Source organism: Starkeya sp. ORNL1, from assembly GCF_012971745.1.
Classification (GTDB): Bacteria; Pseudomonadota; Alphaproteobacteria; order Rhizobiales; family Xanthobacteraceae; genus Ancylobacter.
Map to the genome: position 1 here is coordinate 4,265,162 of NZ_CP048834.1, position 24,220 is coordinate 4,289,381.

A 24,220-nucleotide genomic window follows, 5' to 3' on the forward strand; every position below is an offset into this window, starting at 1 on the left:
GCGCCGCTTGATGCGTGAGGGCGCCGCTCGGGCACTCCGGAGGTCATCGACTGGACCAGGCGCAGCAGATCCGGGTCGTCGAGGGCGTTCCAAGCCCTGAGGTTTGCATGGATTTCTCCCAGGAATGCAAGCTGCCTGTCTTCCGGAGCGGATGCAACGGCACCGCCGTTTCGACGAGCCGCCGTTCCGCTGACCTAGCACGCTGGGCGAGGAGCCCGCTCCGCGACTGGGGAATTTGCGAAACGGCGTGGAAAGCTATTCTTCCAAGCCGGCGATCGTGCGAGGAGTGGCAGGAGCCTGCTGCCCGTGCGCGCCGGCTCGCGAGAGTTCTGTCATTCGCTGACCAGCCGCCGAGGAAGCCAATATGATCCTGGAGATTGCCATCATCGAAGTCGTGCCCGGCAAGGAAGCCGAGTTCGAGAAGGCGTTTGCCGAAGCAGGACCGCTGTTCCAGCGTGCCAAGGGATGCCGGAGCATGGAAATCCAGCGCTCGATCGAGTTTCCGAGCCGCTACCGGCTCGTCGTCGGCTGGGAGACGATCGAAGATCATATGGTCGGCTTCCGGGAATCGGAGGACTTCCAGGCGTGGCGTGCATTGGTCGGCCCCTATTTCGCCCAGCCGCCGCAGGTCGAGCACGCAAAGGTCGCGGTGAAGAATTTCTGATCTTCGCGGTCAATTGGCAGGGGTTCCGGCGTGCGTATCAGTGATCTCTACGAAACATGCGATGCCGTCGCCTTGGCGGAACTCGTACGCCGGAAAGAAGTCACTCCCGGCGAGTTGCTGGATGAGGCGCTCCGCCGCGTCGAGGCGCTCAATCCCCGTCTGAACGCCGTGACCATGATCCAGGAGGACGTGGCGCGGCGCCTTATCGCGGACGGCCTGCCGGACGGCCCGCTCACGGGCGTGCCGTTCCTGCTCAAGGACCTCGGTTGCGAGGCCATCGACTTCCCGTCCAATAACGGCTCGCGGCTGTTCGCTGGCACGCGCTATGCGAAGGATTCGGCGATCTACGCCCGCATCAAGGCCGCCGGGGTGGTCACGTTCGGCCGGACCGCCTCGCCCGAAGGCGGGATCGGGCCGGTGACGGAGGCGGCCGTCTATGGCGGCCCGACACGCAACCCATGGAACCTCGACCATACGCCGGGCGGCTCGTCCGGCGGTTCGGGGGCGGCGGTGTCGGCCGGCATCGTGCCCGCCGCGCACGGCTCGGACGGCGGCGGATCGGTGCGCATCCCCGCCTCCAGCTGCGGGCTGTTCGGGTTCAAGCCGACTCGCGCCCGCCTGCCCGACGGCCCCTATGTCGGCGAGGGCTGGGCGGGCATGGCCATTGACGGCTTCCTGACCCGCTCGGTGCGCGATACCGCGGTCCTGCTCGACGCGACGCAAGGCTCCGACCTTGGCGCGCCCTATGTCGCCCCGCCTCTGCAGGGAACGTTCCGCGACGCCCTCGACCGGCGCGATGGACGCCTCAGGATCGCCTATACGACGACGACGCTGACCGGCGAGGCCATCGATCCGGCGTGCCGCGCCGCCGTCGAGCAGGCGGCCCGGCTGCTTGCCGATCTCGGCCACGTCATCGAGGAGGAGCTGCCCGATGCCGATACGTCCGGCATGATGGCGGCATGGACCAAGATCGTTGCCTGCGGCTCTGCACTTTCGGTCGACAGCGCGGTGCGCAGGCGCGGGCGGCCGCTTGCTGCGGACGAGATTGAGGGTATTGCGCGCGGCGCCATCGCCTATGCCCGCACCGTCAGCGGCAGCGACTATCTCGAAGCGATCAACAAGGTGCACGCCTATGGCCGCGAGATGGCCGCGTTCCTCGAGCGCTACGATGTGCTGCTGACTGCCACCCTCGCCGAGCCCCCCGCGGTCATCGGCCGTTTCAATCACAAGCCCGAGGACTATGTCGACTACCGCATGGGGCCGGGGCGGGTGTTCGCCTATTCGCCCTTTACCGCCGCCTTCAATGCATCGGGCCAACCGGCTGCGTCGCTGCCTCTGCATTGGACCGCGGAGGGGCTGCCGGTCGGGGTCCATCTCGCCTCAGCCTTTGGCCGCGACGAGATGCTGATGGGCCTGTGCGCGCGCATCGAGGAGGCGCAGCCCTGGTTCGATCGGCGCCCGCCGCTGCGTTACGAGGTGCCGCGCTCGTAGGTCAGCTGCCCGTCGCAGATGGTGGCTGCCACCTTCAGCGCGTCGATCTCCTCCGGCGGGACGGCTTCGATGTCGCCGGAGAGGATGACGAGGTCCGCCATTGCGCCGGGTTTCAGCTGCCCCTTGCGGCCCTCCGCGAACTCGGCAAAGGCGCCGTCGGTGGTGAAACCCGCGATCGAGTCGGCAAGGCTCTGCCGCTCGTCCGGAGCGCCGTCGAACGGCGGCACCCGGGTCATTGCGGTCTTGATGCCGAACAGCGGATCGAGCGAGGCAATCGGCCAGTCGCTGGCGAATACCAGCCGCGCTCCGGTCTTGCGGATGGTCTCCCAGGCATAGGCGGTGCGCATCCGTTCGCGGCCGACCATGGAGAGGATCGGCTCCACCGGATAGGCACCGCCCGGTGCGTGCGTCGGCTGCATCGATGCCAGGACGCCCAGCGCCGCAAAGCGGGGCAGGTCTGACGGCGCCAGCATTTCGATGTGCTCGATGCGATGGCGGCTGTCGCGGCGGCCATTGGCGCGCTGCGCTGCCTCGTAGCCGTTGAGGGTGCGGTTGACTGCGGCATCGCCGATGGCGTGGACGGTGATCTGGAATCCGAGCCGGTCAGCCTCGATGCACACCGCGTCGAACTCGTCCGGCTCGAAGAAGGATGAGCCGCGCATGCCGGGCGAGCCGCAATAGTCGTCGAACACGTGCGCGGTCTTGGATTCGACGACGCCGTCCATGAAGATCTTGACGAAGTCGGCCTTGAGCCGGTCGGAGTTCCAGCGCCGGCGCATCTCGACGGCCTGCTGCAGGTCTGACAATGGCTGGCCGGGTAACAGCCGGAACGGCACCCGGCCGCGCGCTATGAGCTCGCCTGCCTGCTCGATCTCGCCGAGCAGTTCGAGCTGGTAGAGATTGCCGTCCATGTTGTGGAAGCCGGTGATGCCGAGCGAGGCGCAATGCGCCAGGCCGCGCCGGAGGATGTCGCGGTCGACCGCGCGCTCGGCGGCGGTGGGCGGCGTGCTCGGCTCGCGGCCCATCAGGCCGAGCATCTCGCGCCCGCCGGTAGGCGTCAGCGCGGTGATCGGCGCGAACCCCTCGAACTCGAGCAACTCACCCGTCGCCAGCCCGTCCGCGCCCATCACCACTTCGCTGCCGGGCGGCGTCTCCAGCCCATGCAGGATGCCGGCAGCCCGGAGCGCTGCGGTGTTCGCCCACATGGTGTGATGGTCGCTGGCGAACAGCGCCAGCGGGCGATCTGGCAGGATGCGGTCGAGCAATTGCCGTGTCATCGGCTCGCTGGCACCGAACATGAAGTAGGCGGCCTGCTCGGCGATCAGGAGGTTGCTGCCCGACTCCGCTGTCGCCCGCTTGCGGATCGCCGTCGCGATGGCATCGAAGCCGGTGAGGCCCGCGAGCGACAGGCTGCTGAGCTGCGCGCCACCGGCGAACAAATGAATGTGGCTGTCGATGAAGCCGGGCAGCACGGAGGCGCCGCCGGCGTCGATGCGCCGTGTCGCTGCGGCGGCAATGTCGGCCACCTCGGCGCGACTGCCGACAGCGAGGATTCCGCCGTCCCTGAGTGCGACCGCTTCGGCATGAGGTCGCGCCGGATCCATCGTGATGACCCGGGCATTTTCGATGATGATATCGGCAATTGGCATGGCAGAATCCCTTCCTCACATATTCATAGCGAGCTGCCTTGCCGGAAACCAAGCCGTCACCTACGCTACCTCCAGCTCACGGCGCAGACGCGTGGGATGCCCCCCGTCCCACGGACGGCATAGACGATAACGGGTGTGTAATGCCGGAGCCTGCCGACGGACGGGATCAGCGCGTCGCGATCGAGGCTAGGGGCATCGTCAAGGAATTCGGTCAGGGACCGGATGCGCTCCGCGCTCTCGACAACGTATCCATCGCCATCCGCGAGAATGAATTCTTCACCCTGCTTGGCCCCTCGGGCTGCGGCAAGACCACGCTGCTCAGGATGATCGCCGGGTTCGAATACCCGACCGAAGGCGCGATCCTGCTGCACGGCGAGGATATTGCCGGACTGCCGCCCTTCAAGCGGCCGATCAACACCGTCTTCCAGAGCTACGCGCTGTTCCCGCATCTGACGGTGCGAGACAACATCGCGTTCGGCCTGCAGATGCTCGGGCGGCCGAAGGCCGAAATCGACGCCCGCGTCGCCGTCATGCTGAAGCTGGTGCGGATGGAGGAACTCGCCCAGCGCCGCACCGACCAGATCTCCGGCGGCCAGGCGCAGCGCGTGGCGCTTGCCCGCGCTTTGGCGCCGAGCCCCAAGGTGCTGCTGCTCGACGAGCCGCTCTCGGCGCTGGACTACAAGCTGCGCAAGGAAATGCAGATCGAGCTGAAGCGCATGCAGCACGAGACCGGCATCACTTTCGTCTTCGTCACGCACGACCAGGAAGAGGCGCTGACGATGTCCGACCGCATCGCGGTGATGTCCAAAGGCAAGGTGCTGCAGGTCGGTTCGCCGTGGGACATCTACGACAAGCCGGCGGATCGCTTCGTTGCTGATTTCATCGGCGAGACCAACTTCCTGATCGCGCAGGTTGCGCGGGTGGAGAATGGCGCGGCGCGGGTGCGCCTGGCATCGGGCGCCGAGATCGCCGCGACCATCGCGGAAGGGCTGCAACCGAACGGCACGGCCACCATCGTCGTCAGGCCGGAGCATGCACGCGCCGTCAAGGAGGGCGGCCAGATCTCCGGCATCGTGGAGAACGTGGTCTATTTCGGCACCGACACGCACATCCACATCAAGCTCGATGACGGCGACACCTTCACGGTGCGCCAGCAGAACTCCCGCACCCAGTCCTGCGGCTTCCAGGTCGGCGACCGTGCCGGTATCGAGATCGCCGCGGACGCCGCGCAAGTGCTGCGGGACTGAGCATGGCGAGCGCGCAGGAGATCGCACGGAAGGGCGAGGGCGACAGGATCCGCGGGCGCTGGCTGCTCTCCGCGCCGGCGCTGATCATCATCTTCGTCGCCGCGGTTGGCCCGCTGTTCGTGATGCTCGCCTATTCCTTCATGGCGAAGGGCGACTATGGCGATGTGAAGTTCGGTCAGTTTTCGCTCGACGGCTGGTTCTCGGTGTTCTTCCAGCGCGACATCTTCGACGATACGTTTTCTCTGGCGGATGCGCACCTCTCGATTTTCTGGCGCTCGCTGCGGCTGTCCATCATCACCACGGTGCTGACGCTGCTGCTCGGCTTTCCCACCGCCTACTTCATCGCCACCCGGCCGCGGCACACCCGCGAGGTCTGGGTGTTCCTGGTGACCATCCCGTTCTGGACCAACCTGCTCATCCGCACCTTCGCGATCCAGCAGATCATCCGCAACGAGGGCATCGTCAACACGCTGCTGCGCGCCGCCGGCATCATCGATCAGCCCTTGCAGATCATGTACACCGACTGGGCCATCCTGTTCGGAATGGTCTATGTGTACCTGCCGCTGATGGTGCTGCCGCTCTATGCCAGCATGGAAAAGCTGGACTTCCGGCTTATCGAGGCGGCGTACGATCTCTATGCCGGCCGGTTCAGCGTGCTGTGGCGCATCATCATCCCGCTGGTGAAGCCGGGCATCATCGCCGGCTCGATCCTGGTCTTCATCCCCTCGCTCGGCGCCTATGTCACGCCGCGCGTGCTGGGCGGCGGCAAGAACATGATGCTCGGCAACCTGATCGAACTGCAGTTCGGCGCCGGGCGCAACTGGCCGCTGGGTGCGGCGATCTCCATCACCCTGATGGCGGTGGTGATGGTCGCCTTGCTGGTCTATGTGCGCAACGCCTCACGTTCCGGGGCGCAGCATGGCTAGAGGGCGGTTCGACGTTCGCACGCAGCCGGGTTTCGCCGCGGTCGCGCTCTTCACCTTCGCCGTCCTCTATCTGCCGATGGCGACGCTTGTCGCCTACGCCTTCAACGCTAGCGACTCGGTCACGTCGTGGGGTGGCGTGTCGCTGCGCTGGTTCGTCGAGGTTTCGAGGAACGAGGCGGTGCGGGACGCCGCCGGGCGCTCGCTCATCATCGCGATGGTTGCCGCCACCACTGCCACGGTCGTCGCGACCATGGCGGCGATCGCGACGACGCGCACTGCCCCCTATCGCGGTCTCGCCTTCAAATATGCCTTCATCAACCAGCCGCTGATGGTGCCGGAGATCGTGACGGCGGTGGCGCTGCTGATCGTGTTCTCGCGCTTCAAGGTGCTGACCGGCTATTCCGGGCTCGGCTATCTGATGCTGGCGCATACGGCGTTCTGCATCCCGTTCGCCTATCTGCCGATACGTGCGCGGCTCGAGGGCATGGATGGCACGCTCGAGCGTGCCGCCGCCGATCTCTATGCCACGCCCTGGATGGTGTTCCGACGGGTGACGCTGCCGCTGCTCAGGCCGGGCATCATCGCCGGGTTCATGCTGGCTTTCGTCATTTCGCTGGATGACGTCGTCATCACCGAATTCGTCAAGTCGGGCGGGCAGGACACCTTGCCGACCTACATGCTCGGACAGATCCGTCGCGCGGTGAGCCCCGAGGTCAACGCGATCGCGACGGCATTCCTGGCGATTTCGGTCCTGCTCGTCACCGCATTCTTCTTCATAAATCGCCGGAAGACCTAACGACAACAAACCTACGGAGATGGAACATGAACTGGAAGATGACGGTCGCATCCGCGGCATTCGCGATCCTGGGGTTCGCCGGCAGCGCGGCGGCCGAAGGCGCGCTCAACATCTACAATTGGGGTGACTACACCAGCCCCGAGCTGATCAAGAAGTTCGAGGCGAAGTACAACGTCAAGGTCACGGTGACCGACTACGATTCCAACGATACCGCGCTCGCCAAGGTGCGCGCCGGCGGCCACGGCTTCGACATCGTCGTGCCGTCCGCCAACTACGTGCCGATCTGGGTGAAGGAAGGCCTGCTGCTCGAGGCCCGGCCCGACCAGATGGAGAATTTCAAGAATGTCGACCCGCGCTGGGTCGACGTGGCCTGGGACAAGGGGCGCCACTACACGATCCCGTGGCAGTGGGGCCTGTCCGGCGTCGGCGTCAACAAGAAGGTCTATGGCGGCGACATCAACACTTCGGCGATCTTCCTCGACCCGCCGAAGGAGTTGGTCGGCAAGATCAATGTCGAGCCGGAGATGAACGACGTGCTGTTCGCCGCCATCAAGTACTTCGGCGGCGACTGGTGTACGGCGGATAAGGACCTTTTGAAGAAGGTTCGGGACAAGCTGGTCGAGGCGAAGCCGAAATGGCTCGCCATGGACTATAGCGTCACCGAGAAGCTGCCGTCCGGCGACTATGCGGCGGTCTATTACTGGAACGGCGCAGTGATGCGCGCGCGGCTGAAGAACTCGGACATCGCTTTCGGCTATCCGAAGGAAGGCTTCCCGTTCTTCATGGACAGCGTTGCCATCCTCAAGGACGCCAAGAACGTCGAGAACGCGAAGCTGTTCATGAACTTCATCATGGAGCCGGAGAATGCGGCGCTGATTTCGGCGTTCGCCAAATATGCCAACGGCATCAAGGGCTCCGAGAAATTCATGCCGGAGAACATGAAGGACGCGCCTGAACTCGTCGTCCCGGCGCAGTTCGAGAAGGCCGGCGAGTTCCTGACTGCCTGCCCGCCCGAGGTCAGCCAGCTCTATGCCCGCATCTGGACCGAGGTGAACAGGTGATGTGTCGCGGGGCTGGAGGTCACTCTCGCCCCGCGCACTTTATGGCGTGCGCGGATCGATCGGCGTGGCGGGACGCAGGTTCAATACGGACTCGAGCGCACGTGCGCCCGCAAGCACGAATGCGTCGCCGCGCGGCCGGGCGACGATCTGCAGGCCGACCGGGCGCCCGTCGGCAGTGAAGCCGCAGGGCAGGCTGAGTGCCGGTGCCGTCGTGAGCGTGATCGCATAGGCGATCGCCAGCCATTCGACATAGTTCGAGAAAGTGTGGCCCGCGCACTCTTTCACGTAACGCTCTTCCACCGGATAGGCGGCGACGATCGTGGCCGGGCACACCAGCAGATCATAGGTTTCGAAGAAGGCATTCATTCTGCGGAACATCGCGGCGCGGTTGTTCTCGGCGCGGACAATGTCCGACATGGAAAAACCGAGGCCCTTCTCGATGTTCCAGACAACCTCCGGCTTCATCTTGTCCCGATGCTCCTTCAGCAGCCCTGCATAGCCGGCCGCGAAGCCCAGGCCGCGCAGCACCTGGAAGCTGTCGTGGGCCTCGGAGAGGTCGGGATGCGCTTCCTCCACGATGGCGCCGACCTCGGCAAATCGAGCCGCTGCGGCGCGGCAGATCGCGGCCACTTCGGGATCGACCGGGGTGATGCCGAGATCGGCCGAGAAGGCCACGCGCTTCGGCCGCCAGCCGGAGCGCGCCGCGGTGAGGAAGCTCTCGGTCCTCGGCAGCGAGACCGGATCCAGCGGACTTTCGCCGGTCATGGCGTCGAGCAGCAGGGCGGTATCCTCGACCGAGCGCGCCATTGGCCCCTCGACCGCCAGATGCTGATCGATGCGGGCTCCGGGCAGGTTGGCGACGCGGCCGGGGCTTGGCCGCATCCCCACAATGCCGCAGAAGCTCGCGGGATTGCGCAGGCTGCCGCCGAGGTCCGAGCCTTGCGCCACCCAGGCGGTGCCGCTCGCCAGCGCCGCTGCCGCCCCGCCGGATGAGCCCGCGGCGGACAAGTGCGTGTTCCACGGGTTTCGCGTGGTGCCCAGCACCTCATTGAAGGTGTTGCCGCCCGCACCAAATTCGGGGGTGTTCGACTTGGCATAGACGAGCCCGCCTTCCGCCTCCAGCGTCCGCACGAACAGGTCGGACACCTCGGGAACGTTGTCGGCGAAGATGGGCGAGCCATAGGTGGTGCGCACGCCCGCCACCTCCGTCAGGTCCTTGATCGGCACCGGCAGGCCGGCCAGCAATCCGCGGCTGCCAAGCGGGCGTTCCATCAATCGCCGGGCATGGTCGCGGGCACGATCGAAGCAGAGGGTGGGCAGCGCGTTGACCGTGCCGTCGACGCTCGCAACGCGAGCCTCAAGCGCATCGAGGCAATCGAGCGGCGTGACCTCGCCCCGCTGGAGCAGATCGACGATTTCGCAGGCCGACCGCTTCGTCAGGCTGGCATCACTGGGCATCACCGAATCCTCTGCATGGCGCGTCTCGAGACGGGCATGCAGCAGCGTTACCCATCTGCCGGGCTGCTTCAATCATCCAGCCGGCGATGTCCACGAGCAGGCACTCGGATCGCCTCGCGCCGTGTCGTGACGCGCCAGGAAAGGCGCTATTTTATCGTGGTGCTTGAAGCGCCCGATGCCTTGGCGTGCGCGGCGGCACGATAGGCCGCTTCCAGCTTGGTGAGCTCGGGGCAGCCGGCCGGCAGGCAGAATATCTTGAGCGCCTCGATATTCTCCTGCGCTTTGTCGAGCCGGCCCGTCGTCAGATACAGCTCGCCCTGATACTCGATGGCCTGGCGGTGCGCCGGATCGTAATAGAGCGCTTCGCGGTACCATTTGTCGGCCTCGTCATAGCGCCCGATATTGCGCAGGCTGAAGCCGAGCAAATTGAACACGTCGGCATGGCGGACCTTCGTTGCCAACTGCTCCAGTTCCGCTGCCGCCTTGGCATAGTCGCCGGAATAGATCAGCGCGCGTATCGGCGAGAGGTCCGGCAGTTCATCGGAAGGCGGGGTGTCGACGGCGTATGCCGTTGAGGCCACCGCGAGCAGGCCAGCGACACCCATCGCCCCTGTGAGGCGGCGCAGCCCCCGCATCACGCCGCCTCGGCGCGGGGCGCGTACTCGCCCATGCGCTCCAGTATCTGCCGCTTGATGCGCGCGAACTCCGGGCCGGCGCGGTCGCGCGGCAAGGGCAGGTCGACCGCGATCTCCTCGACGATGCGCCCCGGATTGGCGTTCATGACGAGGATGCGGTCGCTCAGATAAATGGCCTCGTCCACGTCATGGGTGACGAGGATCATCGTGGTCTTCTCGACCCGCCATATGCGCAGCAGTTCTTCCTGCAGGCGCAGGCGGGTCAGCGCGTCCAGCGCCCCGAGCGGCTCGTCGAGCAGCAATATCTCGGGACGGTTGACGAGGCCGCGCGCGATGGCGGCGCGCTGCGCCATGCCGCCGGACAATTGATACGGATAGACCTTCTCGAAGCCGCGCAGGCCGACCAGCTCGATATGGTCGCGAATGGTCTTCCTCTTCTCGGCGCTGCTCCAGCCTGAATTCTCCAGGCTGAGGCCAATGTTCTCCTCGAGCGTCAGCCAGGGCAGCAGCCGATGATCCTGGAACACGATGCCGCGGTCGAGGCTGGTGCCATGGATGGGGCGACCGTCGAGGCTGATCTGGCCGGAATAGTCGCCGTCCAGCCCGACGACGAGACGCAGTATGGTCGACTTGCCGCAGCCGCTCGGACCTACGATGGTGACGAACTCGCCGGCGCCGACCCGCAGGTTGATGTGTTCGAGCACCTTCAGCCGTTGCCCGTCGACATCGTAATACTTGCCGACATCGGTGATCTCCAGGGTGCCGCGCGTTGTCATGCCTGTGTCCATTCCTGTCTTAATATTTTGCCGGCAAATCGGCGCCGACCAAAAGGCCGGCGCCGTGCCATGTCAGGCGCCCGCCAGGGCTTCTTCCAGATAGGAGGCGTCCGCCCATTCGCTGACGTCGAAGTCATTGGCGATGTACTTGTGGTCGAGCAGGAACTTCTTCTCGATGGCGAGGCCGGCGAGGTTCTGTGCCGAGAGGTTCGGCACGAGATCGTAGCCGCGCAGCGCCCTGGCGATCTCGTCGCGGTCGGCATAGATTGTGGTGCGGTAGAAGATATCCGCCGCCGCGTCCGGATTGGCGTTGATCCAGCGTCCGGCGCGGATCGCGGCGCGCAGAAACGCGACGATCACGTCGCGGTTCGCTTCCGCGAATTCCTTGCTGACCGAGATGGTGCGCGGCGCATTGGCGATGCGGAGCGTCCAGTCGGGATAGCGGTCGAGATCCTCGATCACCTTGAAACGGCCGGTGGCCTCCAGATGCTTGGCGACGCCGATCGAATAGTCGTACAGCGCGTCGATCCGGCCATCGGCAAGCGCGCGGGCCTCGGCGCTGCGCACGCCCTCGGTCGAGGTCGCGGACGCGCGGCGCTGTGCCCAGATGCCCGCCGGCGTCTCGGCCGGGACTTCCGCATGCGAATCGGCGTCCTCGACATCCACGATCTGGACGTCGGACCGCGTGAGCCCGTGCACCGCGAGCGCGGCGAGGATGCCGTGCTCGGAGGTGGCGCGGCGGTGGTCGATCTTCTCGTTGCGCTGGCTCTTGTAGAGCCCGATGTGGCGGCCCTTCAGGTCCGCCACCCGATAGATATCGTCGTCGGCGCGCACGATGATCTTGCCGGCCGGCTGCGCCTGGGTGAGACCGATCAGTACGGTCGGCCTGAGATCAGCCTTCGACCAGATCGCGGGGCTGTTGCCGCCGTCGCGGATCAGCCTGTCCGAGGCGTGGTTGTAGTGCGCCGGCCACGGCACATCGGAAGCCTGCGAGCGCAGATAGAGCGGCCTGGCGGCGACCTTGGCCAGTTCGTCATGGATCCAGCCGAGTTCGAGCGCGACGTTCGAGGCCACCAGGACCGGGCAGATGGTGTAGAGCAATTCGCGGACCAGGGGACGTGCACCGGTCTCGATGGTGGGGGCGACGGCAATCGTCATTTCAGCATTCCTTCAAGCGTTGATTTGAGGACGACCGCTCAGCCCTCATAGCCCTGCTTCCAGCGCAGGACGTAGCGCTGCAGCAGGAACATCAGGCGGTCGATGGCGAAGCCGACCAGGCCGATGATGACCATGCAGACGATCAGCTGATCGGTGATGAGCAGGCTCTGGGCGCGGAAGATGAGGTAGCCGAGGCCTTCCTGGCCGCTCAGGCCCTCGGCGGTGACCACCAGCGCCCAGGCGACGCCGGCGGCATAGCGCAGGCTGACCATGATGCTGGGCACGGCGCTCGGCAGGATGACCCGCCGCACCAATTGCACGCGGTTCAGGGTCAGCACATTGGCGAGCTCGACATGGCTCTTCTCGACATTGCGGATGCCCTGCAAGGTGTTGAGGAACACCGGGAAGAACACCGACTTGCCGATGACGAGGATCTGCGCCGGCGCGCCGAGGCCGAGCCACAGCACGATCAGCGGCAGCCAGGCGACGCCCGGAATATGGCGGATGCTGTCGAAGGTCGGGCTGAAGAAACGCTCGACATTGTTCGACAGTCCCGCCGCGATCCCGAGCACCACCGCAGCAATGGAACCATACATGAAAGCCTGGCTGACGATGGAGATGCTGCGCAGGAAATCGACATGCAGTTGCTGGCGCGTCACCATGGCGTAGAAAGCTTTTGCCGTGGCGATCGGCGACGGCAGGAAGATCGCGGGAACCCATTGGAGATAAGAGGCGAGGGACCACAGCGCCAGTAAGGAAAGCGGCAGGATCGCCCCGATATAGATCCGGGAGGAACCGCGCCTGGCCGGTCGCCGCCGCGCGGCGGCGGCTCGCCCCGCATAAGAAGCGCCGGCAACTATATTGACATTGATGACGTCGGTCATATCCGGCTCGCTCTATGTACAGCCGGGATCACGGATCGTCAGCCGTGATCCCGGTATTCCAGGCCGTGTCAGTGGATCGAATACTTATTGGTAGATCGAATATTTGCCGCCGCGGAAGAACTTGCCGTCGACGAACTCGGCGATCTGCCGGTCGTCGAGCTTGCGGTCGGTGAAGACGTCGTCGCCGTGGGCGATGTACCAGTCCTGGAAATCGTGGATCGCCTTGCGGACGGAGTCCGCGTTCTCGTCGCCGGCGATGAACTCGTAGCCCGAGGGATCGACGATCTGGAATCGGGCGATCTCGATCGGCACGCGCGTGCCCTTCGAGATGATCTCGGAGGCTTCATCGACATTCGCCTGGATCCACGCGGTGGCGCGGCGATAGGAGATCAGGAAGGCCTTGACCGCATCCGGATAGCTCTCGGCGAAGTCGCGCATGGCGAAGAACGAGACACGGCCGGCGCCATTCTCGTAGACGCCGTTCTCCACGGTGCGGCCGACGATCTTGACCTTGCCGGAGAGATAGAGCGCGGCACCGGAATTATTGCCGATATGGGTGGCGAGGCCGTCGACCGCGCCACTCAGCAGCGCGGCGTTGCGCGCGCCATTGTTCTCGACGCCCTTGTAGCGGATCTTGCCGGTGCGTTGCTTGGTGTCCAGCGGCAGGCCAGCGGCGTCGAAGGCCTCGTACACCGAGGTGTAGGAGCAGCCGACCCGGTTGCTGCCATAGATCTTGCCCTCCATGTCGGCAATGGAGTTGATCTCGGTATTCTCGGCGCGCGCCAGCAGCGGCGTGCGATACTTGTTCGACGCCTCGGAAACCCAGACCACTACGGCATCGAGCCCATTGGCGCGGTGCGCCGTCGCCGGATAGAGCATGCGCTGCGCGATGGCGATCGAGCCGCGATTTAGGCCGGCGGATTCTGCGCCCGAAAGTTCGGCGGCGCCGCTGGCGATCAAATTGACTTCCTTGATGCCGACCTTGTCGAACTCTTCCTTGAAGATCCCCTTTTCCTTGGCGACGACGGTCCAGGGATTGTGCTGGAGATTGATGAAGGTCAGCGGCTCCGCGGCGATAGCCGACGAAGCGGTGCCCGCCACCAGCGCGAGCGCTGCCGCGCCCAATGCGATCTTGCGAACGTCGAGCCGAGCGCTCGACCACAGCCAGCTCTTCACTTCTGCCTCCTTATATATAGCGATGACGCGTAAGTTCTGATTGCGATTACGTAACGCTATAGAAGCTGACCTGGCGACGAAACGATCAATAATCTTTAGTAAATACTATATTCGGAAGATTATTCTCTACTGGCGCGGCAGGTTTGGATGAACACTCCGCTGACTCGTGCAATAATGTGCTCAGGATCGGAGCGGATTCAGAACGGCAGCACGGTGCGCGCGGACAGCACTTCCATGGAGAAGCGCGAGGTCACGTTCTTCGGCGCGGCGCCTTCGATGAGCCGGTTGTAGAAATTGTCGTAGGCCTCCATGTCGGGGACGACGACGCGAAGCAGATAGTCGATGTCGCCGGCCATGCGGTAGGATTCCATCACCTCCGGCATGGACTGGATGAGCCTGCGGAAGCTCACAGTCCATTCCCGGCTGTGGCTGACGGCCTCGACGGCGACGAAGGCGGTGAGGCCGAGGCCGACCTTTCGCGGATCGACCAGCGCCACCCGCCCCTTGATGATGCCCTCATTCTCCATGCGCCGGATCCGGTTCCAGCACGGCGTCTGCGACAGGTTCACCAGCCGCGCGATCTCGGCGATCGGCTTGGAGGCGTCGGCCTGCAGGATGCGCAGGATTTTCTGATCCGTCTTGTCCATGGGTGATCCCGACGACGACAGCGCCGGCTCCGCCGATCCGCCGTCCCTATCTGAATGAGAAGCCCAGCCTTTCGAGCTGTTCACGCAGCAAATGCCGTCCTTTCAGCGAAGCCACGGAATGCAGCCGCTGGAGCGCCAGGTGGGTCCATGGCGTGGCGTCGAGTTGCTGTTCGCGCCGGAACATCAGCGTGTGCCGGTCGCAGCGCGCGAAGGCATCTTCCTCGCGTGCCGTGGAATAGACGTCGCGATGCAGGACCGCGTCCTGCGGCAAACGCGGCTTTACGTCGGTCAGCACCGCAGGGTCGGGCCGGCCGACGACGAGGCCGACCACCGCGAAAGCGCGCGGCGGCAGGCCGAGGATCCGCGCGACCTCCTCGGCATTGTTGCGCAGCGCGCCGATATAGACCGCACCGAGCTCGAGCGATTCCGCCGCAACCAGCGCGTTCTGCGCCGCGAAGGCGGCGTCGAGCGAGGCGATGAGGAAACTCTCGGTGTAATCGAGCCCGTCCGTAGTCGCACCGGCGCGCTCGGCAATCCGGTGCACGCGGGAGAGGTCGGCGACGAAGACCAGGAAGATCGGGGCAAGCTCGATGTGCTTCTGATTGCCGGCGATCGCGGCGAGCCGTGCCCGGCGTTCCGGATCCTCGACCGCGATCACGCTCCAGGCCTGCACGTTCGACGAGCTCGGCGCCGACTGCGCCGCGGCTACCAGCACCTCCAGCGTGCCGTCCGGCAATGGCTCGGCGAGAAACGCCCGTACCGAACGATGGTCGAGCTGGCTCGCGATCGTATCGTTCCACGGCGTCCGGCTGACGCTAAGCGCTTCGCGGTAGCGCCGCTCCAGCGCAACATCGGAGGCCGCAGGCAGAGCCTGCCCGACATATCCGGCGCGGCTGATCTCGTTCATGCGGCTTCTCCAATCATTAAGCCGGCGCGGTTCAGCACCTTGGCCAGGCGGATGGCGTGGTCGAGCTGCTCGCGGATCGAACTCGCCTCCCACATCTCGGCGCGCAGGGCATGGCCGACGGCGAACAGTCGGGTCGACACCCGGCCGTCTCGTCCGACGAGAGCGAGCGTGTCCGGGTCGGCCCGCACGCCCGAGCCGAGCGGATGCGGCACTGCGAATCCCTTCGCCACCAGATTACGGACCAGCGGATCCTTGAGGCGGTTCCAGTCGAACTCGAAACCGAGCCCGTTGACCACGAGATCGACATCCAGCGACAGCGCCTGCCGCTCTCCGCGCGGCCGCAGCGTTGCGCGGGCACCGCTTGCCGCGGGCTCCAGCGCGGTTATCGTGGCCGCGAGGTTCTGGAACCGTCCTTCGCCGCGCACCCGATCGAGCACGGCGAAAGAGGGCGTTGCGGCGCGGTGCTGGACGAGGTTCCAGAATGAGCCGAGATGGCGCACCAGCTTGGCCCGCTCGCCGGTGTCCAGCTGGCGCCATATGGCGGCGGCGTATTGGCGGAACAGCGGTGGCAGGCGCTGCCAGTCCTCGCCGTTCGCCGCGAGCTGCCGGCGTTCCCGTTGCACCCGCCTCAGCACGTCGCGCGCGGTCTTCGGCAGTGGACCGTCGGCAAACATGTCCGGCCACGGTTCGGCCTCCCGGCGCGCCTGCACCAGCAGCCCGCGGCGCGAGACGGCGGTATAGGCGCCACGGAAGCCGCGCGTCTCCAGGCTGACGACCGCGTCCAGCATGGTGAGCCCGGAGCCGAGCAGCAGCACATGTTTCGCGCCTGCCGCGGATGTGAGCGCGTCCGTGTCGAAGACATCCCGGACATAGGCGCGGCTTTGCGCGAGCGCGCGGGTCACGAAGGCCGGTTCCTTGCGGAACAGCCCGGTTGCGAGGACGATCCGGTCGGCGGCAAGCCGCGCCCCGGATGCCAGCGTCACCACCTCTCCATCGAAGTCGATGGCGCGGTCGCGAAGATGGGTGAAGCGCAGACGCTCACCGGCGCTCGCTATTGCGCGATCCAGCTCATGCTCGACATAGGCGCCGAAGACGGCGCGCGGCGGCGAACTCACCGCGCAGGGAGTGCCGGCCGGCGGCGTCCAGCCGAGCTTTTCGGCGTGCTCTTCGAGCCAGCGCACCAGATGCCCCGGATCCTCGGGATGGAGACCGAACCCTCCGGCGAGCCCATTGACCAGATGATCGCGGTTCGCGGTCGCATAGGCGATGCCGCGGCCCAACCGCTCGCGCGGCTCGACTACCGTCAGATCGAGCCGCCCGCTTGAGCCGGCAATGATCTTGATGGCCGCGGCCGCCCCCGCAAACCCGCCGCCGATGATGACGATCCTGCCCACCGGGTCGCCCTCAGGCGCTCGCGCGGGTGTCGCCGGCGAAGCGGCTTTCCGGCCGCGGCAGGCCGTAATGATCCCGCAGCGTGCGGCCTTCATAGCGCTCGCGGAACAGGCCGCGCTTGACCAGGATCGGCACTACTTCCGCGGCGAAGATGTCGAAGCCGCCGGTCAGCCAGGGTGGCATGATGTTGAAGCCGTCGGCGGCTCCGTTCTCGAACCAGAGCTGGATCTGGTCGGCGATCAGCTCCGGCGTGCCGGTCAGCACGAAATGCCCGCGCCCGCCGGCCAGCCGGTTGATGAGCTGGCGGATGGTGGGATTTTCGCGCTCGATGATGTCGAGGATCAGCTGGAAGCGGCTGGCGCTGGCGATGCGGCCGTCGAGGTCCAGCAGGTGGCGCGGGAAGGGTCCGTCGAGATCATAGGCAGCGAGATCGAGCCCGGTCATGCGCTTGAGCTGGTCCAGCGAGTATTCCGGCTGGATCAGCTCGTTGAAGCTCTCCTCCAGCCGCCGCGCCTCGGCCTCGGTGCTGCCGATGAACGGGCTCAGCCCCGGCAGCACCTTGATGTGCTCCGGCCGGCGGCCGAGCACGGCGGCGCGGCGCTTGATGTCGGCATAGAATGCCTGCGCGCTTCCCAGCGTCTGGTGCGCGGTGAAGATCGCCTCGGCATAGCGTGCGGCGAAAGAGCGACCATCCTCGGACGAGCCGGCCTGCACATAGACCGGCCGGCCCTGAGGGATGCGCGGCGTGTTCAGCGCGCCCTTGACCCTGAAGTATTTGCCGACATGGTCGATGGCGTGGATCTTGTCGGTGTCAGCGAACAGGCCGGATGCCGGATCGGCGACGACGGCATCGTCCTCCCAGCTGTCCCACAGCTTGCCGACGACCTCGACGAATTCGGTACCGCGGTCATAGCGCTCGGCGTGGGGCGGATGCTCGGGGAGGCCGAAATTCTGCGCTGCCTGTCCGGCCGATGTCGTGACGATGTTCCAGCCGGCGCGTCCCTTGCTGATGTGGTCGAGCGAGGCGAACAGCCGGGCAAGGTTGTACGGCTCGAAATAGGTGGTCGACGCCGTGGCGATCAGCCCGATATGCGAGGTGACGCCCGCGATCGCGGACAGCCAGGTGATCGGCTCGACCCGGGAGCGCGGCGCGTAGCGGATATTGTCGGCAAGCACCGGACCGTCGGCGAAGAACAGCGCATCGAAATGCGCAGCTTCGGCCCGCTTCGCCAATTCCTGATAATAGGCGATGTCGTACAGCGTCGAGATGTCCGAGCCCTCGTAGCGCCATGCCGCTTCATGGTGCCCGCCCGGGTACACGAAGACATTGAGAGACAGCTGCCGCTTATTGCCCATGACGCTCCACCGCATGCTGATCCGCTGAAACCGGCGCCATCGCCTGGCGGCGACGACGTCCCGGTCCTTACGTCAGCATCGCCGATACCCTGTTGTCAATATAATCTCTAGAAATTATAGAATAAGCTAGATCGCGTTCAGGAAGGCCACCAGTGCGGCGCGTTCCCCGGTGTCGAGATCGAGCGGGCGGATCGGCGTCGCGATCCGCGCGGCTTCCCTGTACAGCGGCGCCTGCGCCTCCCGCGCATTGCGCGCCCATACGTCGCCGCCGCCGCGGGCATAGAAATTCACGACGCCTGCCAATGAAGCGAACAGTCCGCTGTGCATGTAGGGCGCGGTGCGGGCGACATGCCTGAGGCTCGGCGTGCGGAACTGGCCGGCATGCTCCGGCCTGCCGGTGACGAGATGGCGCCCGAGATCCTGGCTCTTCTCGCGGAAGGCCGACAGGCCGAGATTGTGGAAGCGCTCATCCGTCAGCAGCGGGCCGATATGACAATTGGCACAGCGGGCCTTGGTGCGGAACAGGTGCAGCCCGCGTATCTCCTGATCGCTCAGGCTGGCGCTGTCGCCGCGCAGGAAGGCGTCGAAGCGCGTTGGCTCCTCCAGTCCGGACTGGAACGCCGCCAATGCATCGGCAAGCCGATCGGCTGTGATCGTCGGGTCGCCATAGATTGCGGCGAATGACGACCGGTAGGCTTCGCTCTCGCCAAGCCGGCTTACCACCGACGCCACGTCCGCATTGGCCATCTCGTCCGGATGCGTCAGCGGCCGCAATGACTGGGTGGCCAGCGAACTGCCGCGCCCGTCCCATCCCCATTCCCGGCGATAGGCGGCACTGAACAGCGACGGCACATTGCGCGCGCCCCTGGCCGGGTCCATCCCCGCCGCGACCGGACGCCCGTCGGACCAGCCAAGGTTGGCGTCGTGACAACTTGCGCACGCCTTGTCGCCGGTTCGCGACAGCGTCGGATCATGGAACAGCCGGCGTCCGAGTGCAGCCTTGCCGGCATCCAGCACGGACTTCAGCTCCAGCGCGCCGAATTCCACGAAGTCGATGCCGTCATCGATGGTCGGCGCCGGCCAGGTCGAGACCGGCCCCGAATAGAGCGCCCGGAGTCGCTCAGCGTCAGACGGGTCGGGTACGTTCCAGCCGGTCAGCAAGACGAGTGCGAGCAGGCCGAGGGCGCCGCCCCGCACACCCATCAATGGCAATCCGGCGCGTCCTGATCGAGATAGACCTCGAATGCGACCGTCGTGACCCAATTGTTCCGACGTGCGGTCCACTCGCTCGCATGCGCCATCTCCTCGACGGCGCCGCGCACCCGGTCGAACAGCCGGCCCTGTGCCCGCGGCAACAGCACGACCAGCCGCGTCGGGTCCCTCGGCGGCAAGGTGGCGGAGAATTTCTTCCATTGCTCGTCCGTGAACAGGCGATCGAGCAGCAGCGCATCATGGATTGCGGCGTCGCATTCCCCGGTGCGCACCCCGACCAGCGACAGCGCCGGTACCCGCCGGACCAGCAATTTGGCCCCGGCAGCCTCGGCGAGGCGTTGCGCCTGCCGATTGGCCTGCGCGACGCATACCGTCTTTCCGGCGAGATCCTGCCATGACTGGACATTGGTGTCAGAGCGCATCGCCACAGACAGGCCGGAGGCGTATCCGGCCGGCACGATCTCGACGGCGGAAAAGCGCGGATCCTCGTCGCCTATCCGGGCCAGCAGCGCGTCGATCCGGCCGGCGTCGAGCGTGGCGGCGCCTGCCTCATCTGAGACCTCGACGAGTTCTACCTTCTTGCCGAGGTGCCTGCCGATCTCGGCGGCAAGGTCGAGCTCGAAGCCTTCTTCGGTATAGAGGCGGGCTTCCGGAGTGGCTGTCGGCAGCGGCACATAGGGAACGCCGATGCGGATAATAGGAGGCTCGGGCGGCGCGATTCCTGTCGCCAGCGTGCGTATCGGTACGGCCAGCGCCAGGCCTGCCAGCGCTGCGGCGGCAAGTCCCCGCACCAGGCGGATGTGACGCGGACGCCCGGTCCGTACTGATCTTTCTTCGTCTTGCATATGCACGATCCGTGACGCCATCCGGCGTGCCGCATGGCACTCGCCGCCAAGCTTGCATCGGATGCGGAAGATTTATCTTCCCGAACGAGTGTCACGCGTGGATGTTTTCACCGAAGCCGTGCTTGCACGGGCAAGGATCTTCCCGCGCGGCCTCATCGTGCGCGCTTGGAACCACGCAGCCAATCAGGCCTATTTATAGGATTGGCTTATTACATAATAAGAATATAGCGGATTGAGATATAGGTCGGGGTACGGTTGGGTGACGGGAACTGGTCTCTAATGGACCTAAGCGAGTCACTCGATGAAATACACCAAGCAGGATGCGAAGCGTCATTCGCGCGAGACGATGCGCGGCATCTGGGCGGCTGCGCTCACGCCGTTCACCGCCGACCTCGCGATCGATGAAGCGGGCGCGCGCCGCAATTACGAGCACTGGATCAGCGATCTCAAGATCGACGGATTCTTCATCGCGGGCAAGCAGGGCGAATTCTTCTCGATGTCGGTCGAGGAGCGGAAGCGCAGTCTGGAGATCGCCATCGATGCCTGTGCCGGCCGGGCACAGACCATCATGTCGTGCTCCGACCAGAATCTCGACGTGGTCATCGATCTGGCCAAGCACGCGCAGCGCGCCGGCGCCGACTATATCGTGGTGCACGCGCCGGTCCTGCACTTCTTCAAGGCGCACGACGAGACGGTTTTCAACTACTACCGGACAATTGCCGAGCAGGTCGATATCGGCATTGCGCTGTGGAGCCATCCGGACAGCGGCTATCTGCTGTCGCCGCAGCTCTGCTCGCGGCTTGCCGACATCGAGAATGTCGTCGCCATCAAGTATAGCGTCCCGCGCGACATGTATGTCGAGCTGACCAGGCTCGCCGGCGACCGCATCCTTGTCAGCACCGCCTCCGAAGAGGAGTGGCTGGACAATATCCTCGAGCTGGGCTGGCAACTCTATCTCTGCTCGTCGCCGCCCTATCTGCTGCAAACCGCCAATGATCTTCGGATGCGCCGCTACACCGATCTGGCGTTCGCCGGCGAGGCATCGGCGGCGCGCGCGGTTCGCGATAGCCTGGATCCGGTGAGGGAGGCGCTGCGGGCGACGCGCCCGGCCGAGAAGCCGCATGCGCACCAGAAGTTCTGGCAGGAATTGCTCGGACAAATCGGTGGAGCCGTGCGGCCGCCGCTGCTGGCACTGACCCCGGAGGAGCGCAGGCTCACCCAGCAGGCGTTCGAAGCCTGCGGTTTGAACGTCGATCGACACTGAAGCAATCGATACTGAAGAACGTTAGAGAGGACAGCGAACGATGGCCAGAACCGGGCGACTGAGCGCCTTCAACTTCTCCAAATGGATTGACGAGCACCAGCATCTGTTGAAGCCGCCGGTCGGCAATCAGCAGATCTGGGAGGACGCCGATCTTATGGTCACGGTCGTGGGTGGTCCGAACCAGCGGACCGACTATCACGACGATTCTGTCGAGGAATTCTTCTACCAGCTCAAGGGCGACATGGTGCTGAAGGTCGTCGACAATGGCGAGTTCTACGACGTGCCGATCCGCGAAGGCGAAATCTTCCTGTTGCCGCCGCATGTCCGGCATTCCCCGCAGCGCCCGCAGGAAGGCTCGATCGGACTGGTGGTCGAGCCGAAGCGCGACCCCGGCCAGCTCGACGCCTTCGAATGGTATTGCTTCGAGTGCAACGGCCTGGTCAAGCGGGTCGAGGTAACGCTCAAGAGCATCGTGAGGGACCTGCCGCCGATCTACCAGGCGTTCTATGCCGACGAGGCGGCGCGCACCTGCAGCCATTGCGGCAGCATCCATCCCGGCAAGGTTCCGCCCAAGGGATGGGTCGTCCTCTGATCGGGGGATCGGCACGTGAATAGGCCAAGCATACCGCTGCCGGCAATGGCGATTGAGGACACGGAATACCACCGCGGATTGCGGCTGTGCCTGATCGGCTCGGGGGCGATCTCCCGGCGGGTCGCCGAGCTGATCGCGGCAAACCCGGACCATCCGGTCGAACTGGTGGCGATCGGGGTTCAGCCTGGCACGCCGGCCCAGCTTTGGTGGCCCGCGCGCGTGCAACGCCTGGAGGATCCGGGCGAGCTGGCAGCGATCCGGCCGGATGTCGTGGTGGAAGTCGCAAGTCGCGATGCGGTCTCGCAATGGGGTGAGGCCGCGTTGCGGTGCGCGCCCCGATTCGTGGTGTGTTCCGCCAGCGCGTTCACCGACGACGCGCTGCTCGCAGCGCTGCTGGAGACCGCCCGTGCCTGCAACAGCCAGCTCGTCATTGCGCCGGGAGCGCTCGGCGGTTTGCAGGCGCTGTCGGGGGCTTCGCTGCTTGCGATGGAGAGCGTGACCCACACCATCGCCAAGCCGCCGGCGGCCTGGAACGGCACCGCGGCGGCGGCCGTCGTCGACCTGGCGACGCTCGCGGAGGCGACGACACTGTTCGAGGGATCGGCGCGGCAGGTGGCGGCAGCCTATCCTATGAATGCGAATGCCGCCGTCCTATCGTCCCTCGCCGGCATCGGCCTCGATGGCACCCGGGTCCGGTTGGTGGCAGATCCGTCGCTGCGCCGTAACCGGCATGAGATCGGGGCGCGCGGCGCCTTCGGAGAGCTTCGCCTGAGTATCGAGAACGAGGCCATGCCATCCAATCCCAAGACGTCGGACATGACGGCACTCAGCCTGGTCCGATTGCTTGAATCGTATGTCGGCCCGCTCGTCGTCTAGTCGGCCAACAGTGCAGTGGATGTATTCGTTGAGAACAGAAGAGTTCCGTGGCGACCAGAGGGGCTTGTTGAATTTCAACCCCCTACGGCTGTCGTCAAGGGATCGTGCGCCGGGAGGGAACGCGTATGACCATCGCAGATACTACGGCTGAGCCACGCTGGCGCAGGACCATCACTTTCGGCAGTGTGACATCCTGGGTATTGCGGATCGGCATCACGGCCATCCTGGTGTTCGGCATCGCGGCGTCGGTCCTGAAGGATCGCTACTCCGCCGACCAATGGGTCGACCTGATCGCCTTCGGCATCACCATCGGCAGCGTCTACGCACTGATCGCGCTCGGCTACACCATGGTCTATGGCGTGCTGCGGCTGATCAATTTCGCCCATGGCGACATCATGATGGCCGGCTCGTTCGCAGGCTATTTCGTTGCTGCGTCGCTGGATCGCTCCGGCGCGCTGAACGCACATCCGGTCCTTGCCTTCGCGGCGATCCTCGCCGTTGCGATGGTCGTGTCCGCAGGGATCGCGGTGCTGACCGAGCGCCTGGCCTATCGACCGTTCCGCTATGTGCGCGGCCTCGCGCCGCTGATCTGTGCAATCGGCGTGTCGTTCTTCCTCCAGCAGTCATTCCGCGGCTTCTTCGGCGCCGGCCTGCGCTCCTACCCCGATCCGGCATGGCTGCGTGCACCGGTCTCGCTGCTCGGATTCAATGTGCCGGCGGTGCAGGTCCTGGTGGTCGCCAGCGCGCTCATCGTGATGCTCGGCCTCTACATCATCGTCCACAAGACCAGCATGGGCACCGCGATGCGCGCGGTTTCCGAGGACGTGGACACCGCGACGCTCATGGGGGTCGACGTCAACAAGGTCGTGACCTTCACCTTCGCCCTTGGCGGCGCCGTCGGCGGCATTGCCGGGGTGCTGTTCGGCCTGGTCTTCAAGCAGGTCTATTTCTTCATGGGCTTCACGCCCGGCATCAAGGCGTTCGGCGCAGCGGTCCTTGGCGGGATCGGCAATCTGCCCGGCGCGATGATCGGCGGTATCTTCCTCGGGCTCTGCGAGTCGCTCGGGCCGTCGCTGCTGCTCGATGGGCTGGGCGTGCCGGCGCCGTACCAGATGCGCGACCTGATCGCGTTCACCTTGCTGATCGCCGTGCTGATCTTCCGTCCCTATGGGCTCTTCGGCGAGCGTCTCACCAAGAAAAAGGGGTAG

23 protein-coding genes are annotated in these 24,220 nt (G+C 65.5%); 10 read left to right on the plus strand and 13 right to left on the minus strand.

What is annotated here, in order from left to right; all coding sequences use genetic code 11:
* Positions 1-364 precede the first annotated feature (364 nt).
* Positions 365-664: an antibiotic biosynthesis monooxygenase gene (locus G3545_RS20285; protein ID WP_170015082.1), complete on the plus strand. Its 300-nt coding sequence runs from the start codon at positions 365-367 to the stop codon at positions 662-664.
* A gap of 30 nt (positions 665-694) precedes the next feature.
* Positions 695-2,155, plus strand: a complete 1,461-nt coding sequence (locus G3545_RS20290) for an amidase (RefSeq protein WP_170015084.1) — start codon at positions 695-697, stop codon at positions 2,153-2,155.
* On the opposite strand, the gene G3545_RS20295 is transcribed toward G3545_RS20290, so the two are convergent.
* Entirely contained in the window at positions 2,134-3,804 is a 1,671-nt protein-coding gene (locus G3545_RS20295; protein ID WP_170015086.1) for an amidohydrolase, read from the minus strand. The two genes, G3545_RS20290 and G3545_RS20295, sit on opposite strands and share 22 nt — an antisense overlap.
* A 140-nt stretch (positions 3,805-3,944) precedes the next feature.
* On the opposite strand from G3545_RS20295, the gene G3545_RS20300 reads away from it, so the two are divergent.
* The 4 genes from G3545_RS20300 to G3545_RS20315 are packed head-to-tail and all read left to right on the plus strand — an operon-like array spanning position 3,945 to position 7,834.
* Entirely contained in the window at positions 3,945-5,051 is a 1,107-nt protein-coding gene (locus G3545_RS20300; RefSeq protein ID WP_170015088.1) for an ABC transporter ATP-binding protein, read from the plus strand.
* Positions 5,052-5,053: 2 nt separating this feature from the next.
* Positions 5,054-5,977 (plus strand): ABC transporter permease, encoded by a 924-nt coding sequence (locus G3545_RS20305; protein ID WP_170015090.1) that lies wholly within the window; start codon positions 5,054-5,056, stop codon positions 5,975-5,977.
* Positions 5,970-6,773 carry an ABC transporter permease gene (locus G3545_RS20310; RefSeq protein ID WP_170015092.1) on the plus strand — a complete coding sequence of 268 codons (804 nt, stop codon included), beginning with the start codon at positions 5,970-5,972 and terminating at the stop codon, positions 6,771-6,773. The genes G3545_RS20305 and G3545_RS20310 overlap by 8 nt, the downstream gene beginning before the upstream one ends.
* A gap of 26 nt (positions 6,774-6,799) precedes the next feature.
* The gene (locus G3545_RS20315) at positions 6,800-7,834 is read left to right on the plus strand and encodes an extracellular solute-binding protein (RefSeq protein ID WP_170015094.1); all 1,035 of its coding nucleotides are present in this window, start codon (positions 6,800-6,802) and stop codon (positions 7,832-7,834) included.
* 39 nt (positions 7,835-7,873) lie between these two features.
* Here the strand turns inward: G3545_RS20315 and G3545_RS20320 are convergent, their stop codons facing one another.
* The 12 genes from G3545_RS20320 to G3545_RS20375 all read right to left on the minus strand — a co-directional run bounded on the left by G3545_RS20320 (position 7,874) and on the right by G3545_RS20375 (position 20,280).
* The gene (locus G3545_RS20320; protein ID WP_170015096.1) at positions 7,874-9,292 is read right to left on the minus strand and encodes an amidase family protein; all 1,419 of its coding nucleotides are present in this window, start codon (positions 9,290-9,292) and stop codon (positions 7,874-7,876) included.
* Positions 9,293-9,438: 146 nt separating this feature from the next.
* Positions 9,439-9,927 carry a tetratricopeptide repeat protein gene (locus tag G3545_RS20325; RefSeq protein WP_170015098.1) on the minus strand — a complete coding sequence of 163 codons (489 nt, stop codon included), beginning with the start codon at positions 9,925-9,927 and terminating at the stop codon, positions 9,439-9,441.
* Positions 9,927-10,703 (minus strand): ABC transporter ATP-binding protein, encoded by a 777-nt coding sequence (locus G3545_RS20330; RefSeq protein ID WP_170015100.1) that lies wholly within the window; start codon positions 10,701-10,703, stop codon positions 9,927-9,929. Before G3545_RS20330 ends, G3545_RS20325 begins: the two co-directional genes overlap by 1 nt.
* A gap of 72 nt (positions 10,704-10,775) precedes the next feature.
* The gene (locus G3545_RS20335; protein ID WP_170015102.1) at positions 10,776-11,861 is read right to left on the minus strand and encodes an ABC transporter substrate-binding protein; all 1,086 of its coding nucleotides are present in this window, start codon (positions 11,859-11,861) and stop codon (positions 10,776-10,778) included.
* Positions 11,862-11,899: 38 nt separating this feature from the next.
* Entirely contained in the window at positions 11,900-12,745 is an 846-nt protein-coding gene (locus G3545_RS20340) for an ABC transporter permease (RefSeq protein ID WP_170015104.1), read from the minus strand.
* Positions 12,746-12,829: 84 nt separating this feature from the next.
* Positions 12,830-13,921, minus strand: a complete 1,092-nt coding sequence (locus G3545_RS20345) for an ABC transporter substrate-binding protein (RefSeq protein WP_246702494.1) — start codon at positions 13,919-13,921, stop codon at positions 12,830-12,832.
* Between the two features lie 197 nt (positions 13,922-14,118).
* Entirely contained in the window at positions 14,119-14,568 is a 450-nt protein-coding gene (locus G3545_RS20350) for an Lrp/AsnC family transcriptional regulator (protein WP_170015106.1), read from the minus strand.
* 46 nt (positions 14,569-14,614) lie between these two features.
* The gene (locus G3545_RS20355; protein ID WP_170015108.1) at positions 14,615-15,475 is read right to left on the minus strand and encodes an NADPH-dependent oxidoreductase; all 861 of its coding nucleotides are present in this window, start codon (positions 15,473-15,475) and stop codon (positions 14,615-14,617) included.
* Entirely contained in the window at positions 15,472-16,869 is a 1,398-nt protein-coding gene (locus G3545_RS20360; RefSeq protein ID WP_170015110.1) for an FAD/NAD(P)-binding protein, read from the minus strand. The genes G3545_RS20355 and G3545_RS20360 overlap by 4 nt, the downstream gene beginning before the upstream one ends.
* A gap of 10 nt (positions 16,870-16,879) precedes the next feature.
* The gene (locus tag G3545_RS20365) at positions 16,880-18,223 is read right to left on the minus strand and encodes an LLM class flavin-dependent oxidoreductase (RefSeq protein WP_170015112.1); all 1,344 of its coding nucleotides are present in this window, start codon (positions 18,221-18,223) and stop codon (positions 16,880-16,882) included.
* A gap of 126 nt (positions 18,224-18,349) precedes the next feature.
* The gene (locus G3545_RS20370) at positions 18,350-19,426 is read right to left on the minus strand and encodes a cytochrome c peroxidase (RefSeq protein WP_170015114.1); all 1,077 of its coding nucleotides are present in this window, start codon (positions 19,424-19,426) and stop codon (positions 18,350-18,352) included.
* Positions 19,426-20,280: a transporter substrate-binding domain-containing protein gene (locus G3545_RS20375; protein ID WP_170015116.1), complete on the minus strand. Its 855-nt coding sequence runs from the start codon at positions 20,278-20,280 to the stop codon at positions 19,426-19,428. Before G3545_RS20375 ends, G3545_RS20370 begins: the two co-directional genes overlap by 1 nt.
* 301 nt (positions 20,281-20,581) lie before the next feature.
* On the opposite strand from G3545_RS20375, the gene G3545_RS20380 reads away from it, so the two are divergent.
* From G3545_RS20380 to G3545_RS20395, 4 genes are all read left to right on the plus strand, one after another.
* On the plus strand, positions 20,582-21,544 hold the full coding sequence (locus tag G3545_RS20380; protein WP_170015118.1) for a dihydrodipicolinate synthase family protein: 963 nt from the start codon (positions 20,582-20,584) through the stop codon (positions 21,542-21,544).
* A gap of 40 nt (positions 21,545-21,584) precedes the next feature.
* Complete coding sequence (locus G3545_RS20385) at positions 21,585-22,136, plus strand: 3-hydroxyanthranilate 3,4-dioxygenase (protein WP_170015120.1); 552 nt, start codon at positions 21,585-21,587, stop codon at positions 22,134-22,136.
* Positions 22,137-22,181: 45 nt separating this feature from the next.
* The gene (locus G3545_RS20390) at positions 22,182-23,012 is read left to right on the plus strand and encodes an aspartate dehydrogenase (RefSeq protein WP_170015122.1); all 831 of its coding nucleotides are present in this window, start codon (positions 22,182-22,184) and stop codon (positions 23,010-23,012) included.
* A 125-nt stretch (positions 23,013-23,137) separates the two neighbouring features.
* Positions 23,138-24,220, plus strand: a complete 1,083-nt coding sequence (locus G3545_RS20395; RefSeq protein WP_170015124.1) for a branched-chain amino acid ABC transporter permease — start codon at positions 23,138-23,140, stop codon at positions 24,218-24,220.